Origin of the sequence: Diaphorobacter sp. MNS-0, from assembly GCF_019602835.1 — a bacterium.
GTDB classification, from domain to species: domain Bacteria; phylum Pseudomonadota; class Gammaproteobacteria; order Burkholderiales; family Burkholderiaceae_C; genus Diaphorobacter; species Diaphorobacter nitroreducens.
Genome location: NZ_CP080761.1, coordinates 2,279,705 through 2,292,938 on the forward strand (window position 1 = coordinate 2,279,705; position 13,234 = coordinate 2,292,938).

General features: G+C 66.9%; 14 protein-coding genes. 10 read left to right on the forward strand and 4 right to left on the reverse strand.

The annotated features are described in order from the left end of the window. Positions 1 to 41: 41 nt before the first annotated feature. The 6 genes from K2L43_RS10825 (at position 42) to K2L43_RS10850 (ending at position 3,579) form a co-directional block, all read left to right on the forward strand. Positions 42 to 608, forward strand: a complete 567-nt coding sequence (locus K2L43_RS10825) for an RNA polymerase sigma factor (RefSeq protein WP_011805032.1) — start codon at positions 42 to 44, stop codon at positions 606 to 608. After that, positions 605 to 1,066, forward strand: coding sequence for a DUF3619 family protein (locus K2L43_RS10830; protein WP_011805031.1), 462 nt, complete (start codon positions 605 to 607; stop codon positions 1,064 to 1,066). Before K2L43_RS10825 ends, K2L43_RS10830 begins: the two co-directional genes overlap by 4 nt. A 13-nt stretch (positions 1,067 to 1,079) precedes the next feature. Next, positions 1,080 to 1,904 (forward strand): DUF3106 domain-containing protein, encoded by an 825-nt coding sequence (locus tag K2L43_RS10835; protein ID WP_220637534.1) that lies wholly within the window; start codon positions 1,080 to 1,082, stop codon positions 1,902 to 1,904. 30 nt (positions 1,905 to 1,934) lie between these two features. Next, a complete protein-coding gene (locus tag K2L43_RS10840) occupies positions 1,935 to 2,495 on the forward strand; it encodes an RDD family protein (protein WP_220637535.1) in 561 nt (186 codons plus the stop codon). 96 nt (positions 2,496 to 2,591) lie between these two features. Beyond that, complete coding sequence (locus K2L43_RS10845; protein WP_220637536.1) at positions 2,592 to 2,993, forward strand: diacylglycerol kinase; 402 nt, start codon at positions 2,592 to 2,594, stop codon at positions 2,991 to 2,993. Next, the gene (locus K2L43_RS10850) at positions 2,986 to 3,579 is read left to right on the forward strand and encodes a TIGR00730 family Rossman fold protein (protein WP_220637537.1); all 594 of its coding nucleotides are present in this window, start codon (positions 2,986 to 2,988) and stop codon (positions 3,577 to 3,579) included. Before K2L43_RS10845 ends, K2L43_RS10850 begins: the two co-directional genes overlap by 8 nt. 50 nt (positions 3,580 to 3,629) lie before the next feature. Here K2L43_RS10850 and K2L43_RS10855 read toward each other — a convergent pair whose 3' ends face one another. Next, positions 3,630 to 3,968 carry a P-II family nitrogen regulator gene (locus K2L43_RS10855; protein ID WP_011805026.1) on the reverse strand — a complete coding sequence of 113 codons (339 nt, stop codon included), beginning with the start codon at positions 3,966 to 3,968 and terminating at the stop codon, positions 3,630 to 3,632. A gap of 69 nt (positions 3,969 to 4,037) precedes the next feature. Further along, positions 4,038 to 5,702, reverse strand: coding sequence for an NAD+ synthase (locus K2L43_RS10860; RefSeq protein ID WP_220637538.1), 1,665 nt, complete (start codon positions 5,700 to 5,702; stop codon positions 4,038 to 4,040). Positions 5,703 to 6,007: 305 nt separating this feature from the next. On the opposite strand from K2L43_RS10860, the gene K2L43_RS10865 reads away from it, so the two are divergent. Further along, positions 6,008 to 7,228: a GNAT family N-acetyltransferase gene (locus K2L43_RS10865; RefSeq protein ID WP_220637539.1), complete on the forward strand. Its 1,221-nt coding sequence runs from the start codon at positions 6,008 to 6,010 to the stop codon at positions 7,226 to 7,228. A gap of 67 nt (positions 7,229 to 7,295) precedes the next feature. Here the strand turns inward: K2L43_RS10865 and K2L43_RS10870 are convergent, their stop codons facing one another. Together K2L43_RS10870 and ppa are read right to left on the reverse strand one after the other, a co-directional pair. Next, positions 7,296 to 7,802, reverse strand: coding sequence for a chemotaxis protein CheW (locus tag K2L43_RS10870; RefSeq protein ID WP_047351342.1), 507 nt, complete (start codon positions 7,800 to 7,802; stop codon positions 7,296 to 7,298). A gap of 214 nt (positions 7,803 to 8,016) precedes the next feature. Continuing rightward, a complete protein-coding gene (ppa, locus tag K2L43_RS10875; RefSeq protein ID WP_015913465.1) occupies positions 8,017 to 8,547 on the reverse strand; it encodes an inorganic diphosphatase in 531 nt (176 codons plus the stop codon). Positions 8,548 to 8,787: 240 nt separating this feature from the next. Here ppa and K2L43_RS10880 point away from each other — a divergent pair, with 240 nt between their 5' ends. The 3 genes from K2L43_RS10880 to K2L43_RS10890 all read left to right on the forward strand — a co-directional run bounded on the left by K2L43_RS10880 (position 8,788) and on the right by K2L43_RS10890 (position 13,049). Next, positions 8,788 to 10,872: a sodium-translocating pyrophosphatase gene (locus tag K2L43_RS10880; RefSeq protein WP_220637540.1), complete on the forward strand. Its 2,085-nt coding sequence runs from the start codon at positions 8,788 to 8,790 to the stop codon at positions 10,870 to 10,872. A 107-nt stretch (positions 10,873 to 10,979) separates the two neighbouring features. Then, positions 10,980 to 12,413 (forward strand): aldehyde dehydrogenase family protein, encoded by a 1,434-nt coding sequence (locus tag K2L43_RS10885; protein WP_220637541.1) that lies wholly within the window; start codon positions 10,980 to 10,982, stop codon positions 12,411 to 12,413. Between the two features lie 75 nt (positions 12,414 to 12,488). Continuing rightward, entirely contained in the window at positions 12,489 to 13,049 is a 561-nt protein-coding gene (locus K2L43_RS10890) for a DUF2889 domain-containing protein (RefSeq protein ID WP_220637542.1), read from the forward strand. Positions 13,050 to 13,234: the final 185 nt, after the last annotated feature.

The window sequence follows — 13,234 nt, forward strand, 5'->3', positions numbered from 1 at the left end:
TGCGCGCGCACTCCGGTTTCGCCCTCCTTGGGTTTTTGCCTTTGGCTACTGAACAAGAGCTCTCCGACTTCCTCAAAAGCGTGGACAAGCGTGCTTTCAAGCGCACGCTTTACCATGTGCGCAATGAGGAGGCCGCGTTGGACATCGTTCAGGACAGCATGCTCAAGCTGGCCGAGCACTATGGCGACAAACCGCCGGCCGAGCTGCCCATGCTCTTCCAGCGCATCCTCACCAACTGCATGCTGGATTGGTTCCGGCGACAGAAGACACGCAATGCGCTTTTTTCCAGCCTGAGCGACTTCGAGGGCCCGTCGGACGATGGTTCAGATTTTGATTTTCTCGAGGTACACGCCGCTGCCAATGGCGAAATGGCACAGAGTGCAGAGGATTCCGTGCGTCGCGCACAGGTGCTGCGCGATATCGATGCCGAGATCCAAGAACTGCCCCCGCGTCAACGGGAGGCATTTTTGATGCGTTACTGGGAAGAAATGGATGTCGCAGAAACCGCAGCCGCCATGGGTTGCTCCGAAGGCAGCGTCAAGACACACTGCTTTCGGGCCATCCAAACCCTCAGCAAGGCACTGAAGGCCAAAGGAATCGTGCTATGAACCGCCCTCCAGAATACCCGCCGGAAATCACCCAGGCCGCGGATGCGTTCGCCCGCCGCCTTACGGCGCGCCTGAGCGAAGGCAATGCCAGCCTTCCCTACGACATCACCGAGCGCCTGCGCGCCGCCCGCATGCAGGCGTTGGCGCAGCGCAAGCGCCCCGCCGTACAGTCTGCCCGTCAGACAGCCGCGGCCACGCACGTGTCTTCGCAAGGCTCCACTGCCACGCTCAGCGGCTGGGGCAGCGAAGGTGGCAACTGGTGGCGCGCCCTGGTATCCGCCGTGCCGCTGACGGCACTGGTGGTGGGGCTGGTCTTCATCAATATGGCGCAGGACGAGACGGTGGCCACCGAAATCGCCGAAGTCGACGCTGCGCTTCTGACCGACGATCTTCCCCCGTCGGCCTATGCTGACCCCGGCTTCCTGCAATACCTCAAGACAGCCAATACGACGCAATAAGATCACTGCCTGCATGCACGAGCCGTCCCCGCACGCCCCACGCCCCCACCTGCCAGCATTCTTGCTGGCTTTTGTCTTGCTGGGTGCGCTGGCGACGACGGGGTGGTGGATGGCTGCCTATGTGCGGGTGGCGCCCAGTACCCCTGTCCCGGCCGAGGCGCTGGGAGATGGCAGGCACAAAATCTACAGCGAGCCCCGGCAGGCTCCGCAAGCCGAGGCCGGCCCCCGCTGGACAGAACTGAGCACTCCTCAGAAAGAAGCGCTCTACCCCCTTGCAGGCCGCTGGAGCGTGCTCAGCGAAGGGCAAAAGCGCAACTGGCTCAACCTGGCGGCGGGCTTTCACGCACTCTCTGAGGACGAGCAGGCGAAGATGCTCGCACGCATTACCGATTGGGCCAGCCTCAGCACCCAGCAGCGCAGCCAGGCGCGACTGAACTATGCCGCCGCCAGCAGGCTCCCGGCCGACAGCCGGCGTGCCCGATGGGAGGCATACCAGGCGCTGAGTGCGGAAGAGAAGAAGCGTCTGGCGGCCAAGGCCGCGCCGCGGCCGACCGGCGCCGCCACCACGGTACGCCCGGTGTCCCCCAAGAAACTGGCCCGCGTCCCTGCAGCCACCAATGCGCCACCGGCCGTCCCCAACCCTCCGAAAATCCAGCCGCCAGCGGAATTCCATTCGCCCCAGGCCTTGCCGGTGCCGCCCCCCGTGGTCGTGCAAACATCGCCGGTCACGATCCCGTCCGCACTGCCTGCGCCGCTCCCCCCCCTTGCGCCCGCCTCGGTCCCCGAACCCGCTCCGGAACCGCCAGTGGACCTGACCCCCCTGCATCCGCCGCAATGATCGGTGCATGATCTCCGTTCGCCGTCCCGCATGACTGCCTCGCGCGCCAATCCGCAGACCCCCCACCCTTCCGACGCTGCCGCCCCGGCGGCATCCAGCGCGATCGCCCCTCCGCTGCGGCGCCGCATGGCCTGCTGGTTGTATGAGGGCATGTTGATGTTCGGGGTGGTGTTCATCGCGGGCTACCTGTTCAGCACCCTGACACAGACGCGGCATGGGCTGGACAACCGCCACGCGCTGCAGGCCTTTCTGTTCGTGGTGTTCGGCATCTACTTCGTCTGGTTCTGGTCCCAGGGACACACGCTTGCCATGAAGACCTGGCACATCCGGGTGGAAGACCGGCAGGGGCGCTCCCTTTCGCAACCACGGGCGCTGCTGCGCTACTTGTTGTGCTGGCTGTGGTTCCTGCCCCCATTGGCGGTGATCGCGCCCTTTCAACTGTCCGCGGGCGAAGCGACCGTCATCGTGACGGGCTGGGTCGCGGTATGGGCCCTGCTCAGCCGATTTCACCCGCAACGCCAGTTCTGGCACGACGCGCTCGCCGGTACCCGCCTGGTGCATTACGAAGTGCCGCCCCGCCGCAAGGGTTGAGGGGCGGACTGGGCCACGCACGCGTGCATCTGACGCGCAAGCTATGCGCACAACCCCTGCAGTTCGCCTTCCCATAGCGCGACAATCACCGTCCGAATGCCTGATCCCACCTCCTCTCCACCACACCCCCACAAGCAACGCACCGGCTTGCGCCGGCTGTGGCATGCCACGGGTTACTCCCTGACGGGCCTGCGGGCAGGCTGGGAAGAAAAGGCGTTTCGCCAGGAGGTGTGCCTGGCAGCCCTGCTGCTGCCTTCGTCCTTTTACGTCGGTCGAGACTGGATGCAGACCGCTGTACTGGCGGCGGTGGTGGTGTTGGTGCTGATCACCGAGTTGCTCAACTCCGGCATCGAGGCCGCCATCGATCGCGTCGGGCATGAACTGCATCCGCTGTCCAAGCGCGCCAAGGACTTGGGCAGCGCAGCGGTGCTGCTCAGCCTGCTGCTGTGCGCAGCCGTGTGGGCGGCCGCGCTCTACCAAAGGTTCCTACATGGCTGATGTCGCTTTTTCGATCTGCGTGTACCTGGGCTCTCGCCCGGGCAACAACCCCTCGTTCACAGAAGCGGCCACGGCCGTGGGCCACTGGATAGGCCGCCACGGCGGCCAGTTGGTCTACGGCGGCGGCCGCAGCGGCCTCATGGGCACGGTGGCGGAGGCCACGCGCGTGGCAGGCGGCCGGGTCGTGGGCATCATTCCGCAGGCTCTCGTGGACAAGGAACTGGCGAACCACTTCTGCGATGAGCTGCACATCGTGCAGACCATGCACGAGCGCAAGGCCATGATGGCCGAGCGCAGCGATGCCTTCGTCGCCCTGCCGGGCGGCATCGGCACACTGGAAGAGCTGTTCGAAGTCTGGACCTGGCGCCAGCTGGGCTACCACGACAAGCCCATCGGCCTGTTGGACACCGACGGCTACTACGGCGGCATGCTGGGCTTCCTGCGGCATGCGGTACATGGCGGGCTCATGGGGGAATGGCAGATGGGCCTGATCCGCGTGGGTACGGAGCCCGATGCCCTGCTCACCGCGCTGGTACAGGACGCAGGCGCGAATGCCAGCGCCATCCCCCTGCGCAGCGTGATCTGACGGCTGTCCCACCGCGCTGGCGTGCGCGGGATTGGCAGACGTGCCGTTCGTTACACCGCGGCGTCGTCCAGGTCGCCTGTGCGGATGCGCACCACGCGCTCCACGGCGGTGACGAAAATCTTGCCGTCGCCGATCTTGCCGGTGCGCGCCGCGCCTACGATCGCGTCCACGCAGCGGTCCACGTCTTCGGTGCGCACCACCACCTCGATCTTGACCTTGGGCAGGAAGTCCACCACGTATTCAGCACCACGGTACAGCTCGGTATGGCCCTTTTGCCGGCCGAAGCCCTTCACCTCGGTCACCGTCAGCCCCGTCACCCCACATTCGGCCAAGGCCTCGCGGACTTCCTCCAGTTTGAAGGGCTTGATGACGGCGGTGATCATTTGCATGGGGAACTCCTCAAATATCTAAAAAAGCGGCGGGCACGGCACGGCGACCCAGCGGCCGCCACAAGGGGCTCAGGCCCTGAATCGGTTGGTGATGGGGTAGCGCCAGTCCTTGCCGAAGCTGCGGCGCGTGACGCGTACGCCCACGGGCGCCTGGCGGCGCTTGTATTCGTTGAGCTTGATGAGCCGGGTCACACGTTCGACATCGGCACGTTCAAAGCCGGCGCGCACGATGTCTTCCAGAGGCTCGTCATTTTCCATGTAGCGCTCGACGATGGCGTCCAGTACCTCGTAGGGCGGCAGACTGTCCTGGTCTTTCTGGTCGGGACGCAGTTCGGCACTGGGCGGACGGGTGATGATGCGCTCGGGAATGGGATTCGCGCCGGTGCCATACGGGTCATTGGCGTTGCGCCAGCGGGCCAAGGCGAACACGCGCGTCTTGACCACGTCCTTGATCACGGCAAAGCCCCCGGCCATGTCGCCGTAAAGCGTGCAGTAGCCCGTGGCCAGCTCGCTCTTGTTGCCGGTGGTCAGCACCAGGCTGCCGAACTTGTTCGACAGCGCCATCAGCAGCATGCCGCGGATGCGCGCTTGCAGATTCTCTTCCGTCGTGTCCTCGGGCAGGCCGGCGAACTGCGGCGCCAGCGCAGTCTTGAAAGCCTCGAACTGCAGGGCGATGGCGATTTCGTCATAGCGCACCCCCAGCCGCCCGGCCATGTCGCGCGCGTCGATCCAGCTGATGTCGGCCGTGTAGGGCGAGGGCATCATCACTGTGCGCACCTTGTCGGCGCCCAGCGCGTCTACGGCAATGGCCAGCACCAGCGCCGAGTCCATGCCCCCCGACAGGCCCAGCAGCACGCCGGGGAAGCCGTTCTTGCCCACGTAGTCGCGCACGCCCAGCACCAGGGCGGACCACAGCTCCGCCTCCCAGCCCTCGTGTGGCGCCACTGGCGCTTCCAAAACAATAGCTGCTTGCGCTTGCTGCACCTTGATCAGCAGCGTTTTTTCTTCAAATCCTGGCGCACGAGCCGCCACGCTGCCATCGGCATTCAGCGCGAAGGACCGGCCCTCGAAAACCACCTCGTCCTGCCCGCCGACCAAGTGCGCATAGACCAGGGGCAGGCCGGTTTCCAGCACGCGCTCGCGCATCACCTGTTCGCGCTCGACAGCCTTGCCCAGGTGGTAGGGCGACGCATTGAGCGTGACCAGCACCTGCGCGCCCGCCTCCCGCGCGCTGCGCGCCGGCCCGGGGTACCACGCGTCCTCGCAGATCAGCAGGCCCATGCGCACGCCATCGACCTCGAACACGCAGTTCTCATCCCCGGGGACGAAATAGCGGCGTTCGTCGAAGACTTCGTAGTTGGGCAGGTTCTGCTTGGCGTAGGTGTGCTCGGTGCGCCCCGCGCGCAGCACGCTGGCCGCGTTGTGGCACAGGCCGCGCCCGCCCTCGCCCGCCCCGTGCGCCACGCGCCGCGGGTGCCCCACGACCACCGTCAGCCCCGGCCAATCCGCCGTAGCGGCCGCCAACCCTTCCAGTGCCTGCTCGCACGCTTGCACGAAGGCTGGCCGCAGGTACAGATCCTCGGCCGCGTAGCCGCACAACGCCAGTTCGGGCGTGAGGAGCAGCCGGGCGCCGGCAGCATGGGCATCGCGCGCGGCCGCAAGAATCTTCTGGGCATTGCCCGGCACGTCGCCCACCACGAAGTTGAGTTGGGCGATGCTGATGACGAACGGCATGGGAATAGCGGGGCGGGTTGGTCTCGGACGATTATGTCACCCGGGCCCTGCCGCCGCCCCGAGCCGCGCCTTGCCCCTGCGGCACGCCCCGGCTGCGCGCTTGTCCCCACAGGCCAGGGACAGACCTGTGGATAAGCTGCGGGCGAGGCGGGCACATGCGGCTTAAGCGGTTGATTCGTAAAGCCCGCCCCTGCACCGCCTCATTTTTAAGCAGGCTGCGTCACCGCGGAGAAATCCCCACGGCCACGCGGTCCGGGCTTTGGGGAGATGATGCGCTCTGCCCTGATTGCGGCACCGCCCACTGCATGACCACACCCTGCCCTGCCAGCACGCCTGCTTACGCATTGCACCTGCACGACTCGATCCATCGCGTGGGCGCCGATGCATGGGACGCACTGCTGGCGCTCCAGCCCCACCCCACGCCCTTCCTGCGCCATGCCTACCTGTGCGCGCTCGAAGACAGCGGCAGCGCCACGCCCGCCCAGGGCTGGACGCCCGTTGTGTTCACCCTGTGGGCGGGCACGGACCTGCAGGCCGCCTGCATCGTGTACGCCAAGGCGCACTCGTACGGTGAGTACGTGTTCGATTGGGCCTGGGCCGATGCCTACGCCCGCCACGGGCTGGCGTACTACCCCAAGGCCGTGGCCGCCGTGCCGTTCACGCCGGTGCCCGGCACCCGGCTGATGGCCTGCGACGATGCCGGGCGGGACGCCCTGCTGCGTGCCGTGCTGGACTGGGCGGAGCAGGCGGAGCTGTCGTCCCTGCACCTGCTGTTCGGCGCGCAGCAGGATCTGGCTGCAGCGCACCAGGCGGGGATGCTGCTGCGCAGCACCGTGCAGTTCCACTGGCACAACCGGCGGCCCATGGACGGTGCAAGGTTCGCGGATTTCGAGGACTTCCTCGCCTCCCTGAACCAGGACAAGCGCAAGAAGATCCGCCAGGAGCGCCGGCGCGTGGCCCAGGCGGGGGTGTGCTTTCGCGTGCTGCGGGGCACGCAGATCACCACAGCAGACTGGGACTTCTTCTACCGCTGCTACGAGCGCACCTACCTGGAGCACGGCAATCCGCCCTACCTGACGCGGGCCTTCTTCCACGCCATGCAGCAGCACATGCCCGAGGCCTGGGTGCTTTTCGTGGCGGAGCGCGCAGGCCGCCCCATCGCTACCAGTTTGATAGCTGTTGACGCTTATTCCAACTGCGTAAACTCCCCAAATGACATGCAATCCGTGGCCTATGGCCGCTACTGGGGTGCGCTAGAACGGGTGGACTGCCTGCATTTCGAGGCCTGCTACTACCAGCCCATCGAGTGGTGCATCGCGCAGGGCGTGCACCGTTTCGAAGGCGGTGCGCAGGGCGAACACAAGATGGCGCGCGCCCTCCTGCCCGTGCGCGCACAGAGCGCCCACTGGCTGGCGCACCCGGCGTTTGCCGAAGCCGTGGACCGGTTCCTGGCGCGTGAAGGCGAAGGCGTGGAGCAGTACCTGGAGGATCTGCACGCGCGCAACCCCTTCCGCCGGGCAGGCTGACGTGCTGGACGCGGCCATGAAAAAGCGCGCCCATGGCGCGCTTGGCAGAGATACAGCGAGAAGGCCCTCAGGCCGTCGCGACCGACTGCACCAATCCCATCTCAGAACTGCTGAGCAGCGATTCGATGTCCACCACGATCAGCATGCGCTCGCCCACGGTCGCGATGCCACGCACAAAGGACGAATCCACCTGCCCCTGGAACTGCGGTGCGGGCTTGATGGCATCGGCCGGCAGAGCCACCACGTCGGCCACGGCATCCACCACAGCGCCCAGCACCGTGCCCCCCACGTTGAGGATGATGACCACGGTGAAGTCGGTGTAGTCGGCGCTGGCGCATTGCAGCTTCAGGCGCAGGTCGACGATCGGCACGATCACGCCGCGCAGATCGATCACGCCCTTGATGAACTCCGGCGCGTGCGCCATGCGGGTGGGTTGCTCGTAGGAGCGGATTTCCTGCACGCGCAGGATGTCGATGCCGTACTCCTCCTCACCCAGGCGGAAGGTCAGGTATTCCGCGGCACCGCTGGCGTTGGCGTTGCCGTACGAAGGACGCTGGGCGATGGAAGACGACATGGCAACTCCTAGGGAAATGTTCTCGCGCTTGCGCGCAGGTCGGGCACCGCCGGCCACACCAGCGTCGTGCACGCCCTGGCAGCATAGCAGTCATCGGTTACTTATGCTGACAATTTTGCCAGAAGCCGAAATCCCTGCAAGAAAAAAGCCCGCGGGCATGTGCCAGCGGGCTGGATGAGGGAGTGGGCGCGATGCGGGCCGCACCCCGCCACCATCAGGCTTTCTTGTAGTTTTCCACGCCGTCCAGGATTTCCTTGTGGGCGGCGTCGATGCCTTCCCAGCCCAACACCTTGACCCACTTGCCTTCTTCCAGGTCCTTGTAGTGCTCGAAGAAGTGGCTGATGGCCTTCAGGCGCATGGGGTTCACATCCTCCACGGTCTTCCAGGGCTCGTACATCTTGAGGATCTTGGTGGTGGGCACGGCCAGCACTTTGCCGTCCACGCCGGCCTCGTCTTCCATCTTCAGGATGCCCAGCGCGCGGCAGGGCACCACCACGCCGGGGTGCAGCGGGTACGGGGTGATCACCAGCACGTCCACCGGGTCGCCGTCGCCCGACAGGGTCTGGGGCACGTAGCCGTAGTTGCAGGGGTAGTACATGGCCGTGGTCAGGAAACGGTCCACGAAGACGGCACCCGACTCCTTGTCCACTTCGTACTTGATGGGATCGGATTCCGCCGGGATCTCGATCACCACATTGAAGGTTTCGGGAATGTTCTTGCCGGGCTTGACGTTGTTCAGCGACATGGTTTGGGGGTTGAGTGGTTGGAATGACACGGCCTTCGCCCCGGGGGCGGTGCGCAAGGCGGTCCGTGATTTTAGGCGCACGCCCCTTGCAGCTTGCTTGCACCGGGGGTTTCGCGTTAAATGGCTGCGTTGGCCAATCGTCTCCCGCCACCGGGGCACGAGGAAGCAACGCAGCGGAAGCACTTCCCCCATGCGTTGCGCTTCCCCCTCCGTGCAACTGACAACCGATGGAGATAACGAATGGCTGGTTCCACCTCGGCGCTGACTGCCCCTCTCATCCTGGCTCTGGTTTGCGGACTGATTGCTGTGGCCTACGGACTGTGGGCACGCAGCTGGATCCTTTCCAAGGACGCGGGCAACGCCCGCATGCAGGAGATCGCCGGCGCCATCCAGATGGGCGCGGCGGCCTACCTCGCACGGCAATACAAGACCATCGCCTTCGTCGGCATCGTGCTGGCCATCCTCATTGCGGCGTTCCTGGACGGCACCACCGCCGTGGGCTTCGTCATCGGCGCGGTACTCTCCGGCGCCTGCGGCTTCATCGGCATGAACGTCTCGGTGCGCGCCAACGTGCGCACGGCCCAGGCCGCCACGCAGGGCATGGGCCCGGCGCTGCAGGTCGCCTTCCGCGGCGGGGCTATCACGGGCATGCTGGTGGTGGGCCTGGGACTGCTGGGCGTGACCGCCTTCGCGTGGTTCCTGGTCGGCAATGGCCGGCTCACCCCCACGGCCAGCCTGCCGGCGCTGCTCAACCCGCTGATCGGCTTTGCGTTCGGCTCGTCGCTGATTTCCATCTTTGCCCGCCTGGGCGGGGGCATCTTCACCAAGGGTGCCGACGTGGGTGCGGACCTGGTCGGCAAGGTGGAGGCCGGCATCCCCGAGGACGACCCCCGCAACCCCGCCGTGATCGCCGACAACGTGGGCGACAACGTGGGCGACTGCGCCGGTATGGCGGCCGACCTGTTCGAGACCTATGCCGTCACCCTCATCGCCACGATGGTGCTGGGCGCGCTGCTGGTGGGTGCTGCGCCCGTCGCGGCCGTGACCTACCCACTGGCGCTGGGGGCCGTCTCCATCATCGCCTCCATCATCGGCTGCTTCTTCGTGCAGGCCGGCCCGGGCATGCGCAACGTGATGCCCGCGCTGTACCGGGGGCTGGCCATCGCGGGCGTGTTGTCGCTCGTCGCGTTCTGGTTCGTCTCGGCCTGGATCATCCCCGACAACGCGCTGGGCGGCACGGGCGCGCAGATGCGGCTGTTCGGCGCCTGCGCCACCGGCCTGGTGCTGACGGCGGCACTGGTGTGGATCACGGAGTTCTACACCGGCACGCAGTATTCCCCGGTGCGCCACATCGCGCAGGCGTCCACCACGGGGCATGGCACCAACATCATTGCGGGTCTGGGCGTGTCCATGCGCTCCACGGCCTGGCCGGTGATCTTCGTGTGTGCGGCCATCATCGTGTCGTACACGCTGGCGGGCCTGTACGGCGTGGCCGTGGCCGCCATGTCCATGCTCAGCATGGCGGGCATCGTGGTGGCGCTGGACGCCTACGGCCCCATCACCGACAACGCTGGCGGCATTGCCGAGATGGCCGAGCTGCCCAGCAGTGTGCGCGACATCACCGACCCGCTGGACGCCGTGGGCAACACCACCAAGGCCGTGACCAAGGGCTACGCCATCGGCTCGGCCGGGCTGGCGGCGCTGGTGCTGTTCGCCGACTACACGCACAAGCTGGAGAGCTTCGGCCAGGCGATCCGCTTCGACCTGAGCGACCCGATGGTCATCGTGGGCCTGTTCATCGGCGGGCTCATTCCCTACCTGTTCGCCGCCATGGCCATGGAGGCCGTGGGCCGCGCCGCCGGCAGCGTGGTAGTGGAGGTGCGCCGCCAGTTCAGCGAGATCCCAGGCATCATGGAAGGCACGGCCAAGCCCGAGTACGGCCGCGCGGTGGACATGCTGACCAGCGCCGCCATCAAGGAGATGATCATCCCCAGCCTGCTGCCCGTGGCCGTGCCCATCATCGTGGGCCTGGCGCTGGGGCCGAAGGCGCTGGGCGGGCTGCTCATGGGCACCATCGTCACGGGCCTGTTCGTGGCCATCAGCATGTGCACCGGCGGTGGCGCCTGGGACAACGCCAAAAAGTTCATCGAGGACGGCCACCACGGCGGCAAGGGCAGCGACGCGCACAAGGCCGCCGTCACCGGCGACACCGTGGGCGACCCCTACAAGGACACGGCCGGCCCGGCGGTCAACCCGCTCATCAAGATCATCAATATCGTGGCACTGCTCATCGTGCCGCTGGTGGTGAAGTTCCACGCCGGCTGACCCGGCACTATCAAAAAAGAAGCTGCCAGCGCCCGTCCCTTGGGCGCTGGACGGCATTCCGGCTCGTAGCCCAGCACGCTGCGCGCGCCTGCCGCACAATCAGGCCCATGCAGCTCCACCACATCGCCAACGCCGGCGTGGCCTCGACTTCGGGCCGCACCATTGCCGTGATCGACCCCTCCGACGGCCAGCCGTACGACGAAATCCAGCGCGGCACGGCCGAGGACATCGATGCCGCCGTGCATGCGGCGCAGCAGTGCTACCACAGCGTGTGGCGCAAGCTGGCCCCGGCCGAGCGTGGCAGGCTGCTGATGCGGCTGTCCGCCAAGATCACCGAGCATGCCGAGGAGTTGGCCGCCATCGAGCAGCGCGACTGCGGCAAGCCCACCCGGCAGGCACGGGCCGACGCACACGCCCTGGCGCGCTACTTCGAGTTCTACGCCGGCGCCTGCGACAAACTGCACGGTGAGACCCTTCCCTACCCCGACGGCTTCAGCGTGTTGACCTGGCGCGAGCCGCATGGCGTGACCGGCCACATCGTGCCGTGGAACTACCCCATGCAGATCTTCGGGCGCTGCGTGGGCGCCGCACTGGCGGCCGGCAACGTGTGCGTGGTCAAGCCGGCCGAGGACGCCTGCCTGTCCCTGCTGCGCGTGGCCCAGTTGGCGGTCGAGGTGGGCTTCCCTGCCGGCGTGCTGAACCTCGTGACCGGCTACGGCCACGAGGTCGGCGACGCGCTGGCGCGCCACCCCGGCATCCAGCACATCAGCTTCACCGGCAGCCCCAAGGTGGGCACGCTGATCCAGCAGGCCGCCGCCGAGCGCCACTGCCCGGTCACGCTGGAGCTGGGCGGCAAGAGCCCGCAGATCGTCTTTGCCGACGCCGACCTGGACGCCGCCGTGCCCGTGCTCGTGAACGCCATCGTGCAGAACGCTGGGCAAACCTGCTCGGCCGGCTCGCGCGTGCTGATCGATTCCCTGATCTACGAACCGCTGCTGGAGCGCCTGTCAAAGGCCTTCGAGGCGCTGCGCGTGGGCCCCGCCGCCATGGACCTGGACCTGGGGCCGCTGATCCGCCAGAGCCAGCAGCAGCGCGTGTGGGACTACCTGTCCGATGCGCAGGTGGCTGGCATTCCCCTGGCCGCACAGGGCACCGTGGTGGACGAAGCGCCCGACACGGGCTTCTACCAGGCCCCCACCCTGCTGCGCGACGTACCGGCGCAGCACCGCCTGGCGCAGGAGGAAATCTTCGGACCCGTGCTGGCCGCCATGCCCTTCGACGACGAAGACCACGCCGTGGAGCTCGCCAACGGCACGCCCTTTGGCCTGGTGGCGGGCGTGTGGACGCGCGATGGCGCGCGCCAGTTCCGCATGGCGCGGCGCATTGCCAGCGGCCAGGTGTTCATCAACAACTACGGCGCAGCCGGCGGCGTCGAATTGCCGTTTGGCGGCGTGAAGTCCAGCGGACACGGACGCGAGAAGGGTTTCGAGGCGCTCTACGGCTTCACCACCCTCAAGACCGTGGCCATCCGCCACGGCTGATCCCTGCGAGCCGCGTGCCCTGCGGTGCCCCGCCAGTGCTCGCTTGCCCGCTGATACGTTTCCCATCTCGACCCCATGCCGCTGTCATCCCCTGCCCCCCGCATTGCCCGCCATGTCCGACGCGTCACCTACCAGGGTTACGAGCGCGAGGACGGGCTCTGGGACATCGAGGGCGAGCTGCACGACAGCAAGCCGCAGGACCTGCCGTCGCTGCGCTACCCGGACGGCGTGCGCCGCGCGGGCGAACCCATCCACCACCTGTGGCTGCGCGTCACCGTGGACCGCGACCTGGTGGTGCGCGCCATCGAATCCGCCATGGATGCCCACCCCCTGGCGGGCTGCACACAAGCGCAGCGCGCCCTGCAGGCGATGGTGGGCTGCAGCATGGCGCGCGGCTGGCGCCAGTCCATCCAGACCCACCTGGGCGGCGTGGCCGGTTGCACCCATCTGCGGGAACTGCTGTTCAACCTGGCCACGGCCACGTTCCAGACGATTCACGCCGCATTCCAGAATGAAGGCGACGAGCCGCCACGCCACTTGGGCCAGTGCACGGGTTGGGACTTCAGCGGTCAGGGAGTGAAGGAGCACTACCCGCAGTTCTACGGCCGCGCGCCGCGCACGCCGAAGGCAGCCTGATCGGCAACCGCTCCCGATTCAATAGCTGTCCGCGCTTGCTGCACGGGCGCTAGAGGCAATTTTTGCCCATAGGCCTGATTGAGATCGACAGCATGTGCTGGCGCGCGGCTCAGGTTCACCATCCGGCCACTCGCGGAGGATGAATAGCGCTTGAACGGCTCGGCCCGACGGACGGCCTGCGCCAA

Bases quoted from the DNA above. Each gene is read 5' to 3' on its own strand.
- K2L43_RS10830 (WP_011805031.1), top strand. From the start codon at position 605: ATGAACCGCCCTCCAGAATACCCGCCGGAAATCACCCAGGCCGCGGAT.
- K2L43_RS10835 (WP_220637534.1), top strand. From the start codon at position 1,080: ATGCACGAGCCGTCCCCGCACGCCCCACGCCCCCACCTGCCAGCATTC.
- K2L43_RS10865 (WP_220637539.1), top strand. From the start codon at position 6,008: ATGACCACACCCTGCCCTGCCAGCACGCCTGCTTACGCATTGCACCTG.
- K2L43_RS10855 (WP_011805026.1), bottom strand. From the start codon at position 3,968: ATGCAAATGATCACCGCCGTCATCAAGCCCTTCAAACTGGAGGAAGTC.
- ppa (WP_015913465.1), bottom strand. From the start codon at position 8,547: ATGTCGCTGAACAACGTCAAGCCCGGCAAGAACATTCCCGAAACCTTC.
- K2L43_RS10840 (WP_220637535.1), top strand. From the start codon at position 1,935: ATGACTGCCTCGCGCGCCAATCCGCAGACCCCCCACCCTTCCGACGCT.
- K2L43_RS10845 (WP_220637536.1), top strand. From the start codon at position 2,592: ATGCCTGATCCCACCTCCTCTCCACCACACCCCCACAAGCAACGCACC.
- K2L43_RS10890 (WP_220637542.1), top strand. From the start codon at position 12,489: ATGCCGCTGTCATCCCCTGCCCCCCGCATTGCCCGCCATGTCCGACGC.
- K2L43_RS10850 (WP_220637537.1), top strand. From the start codon at position 2,986: ATGGCTGATGTCGCTTTTTCGATCTGCGTGTACCTGGGCTCTCGCCCG.
- K2L43_RS10880 (WP_220637540.1), top strand. From the start codon at position 8,788: ATGGCTGGTTCCACCTCGGCGCTGACTGCCCCTCTCATCCTGGCTCTG.
- K2L43_RS10870 (WP_047351342.1), bottom strand. From the start codon at position 7,802: ATGTCGTCTTCCATCGCCCAGCGTCCTTCGTACGGCAACGCCAACGCC.
- K2L43_RS10885 (WP_220637541.1), top strand. From the start codon at position 10,980: ATGCAGCTCCACCACATCGCCAACGCCGGCGTGGCCTCGACTTCGGGC.
- K2L43_RS10860 (WP_220637538.1), bottom strand. From the start codon at position 5,702: ATGCCGTTCGTCATCAGCATCGCCCAACTCAACTTCGTGGTGGGCGAC.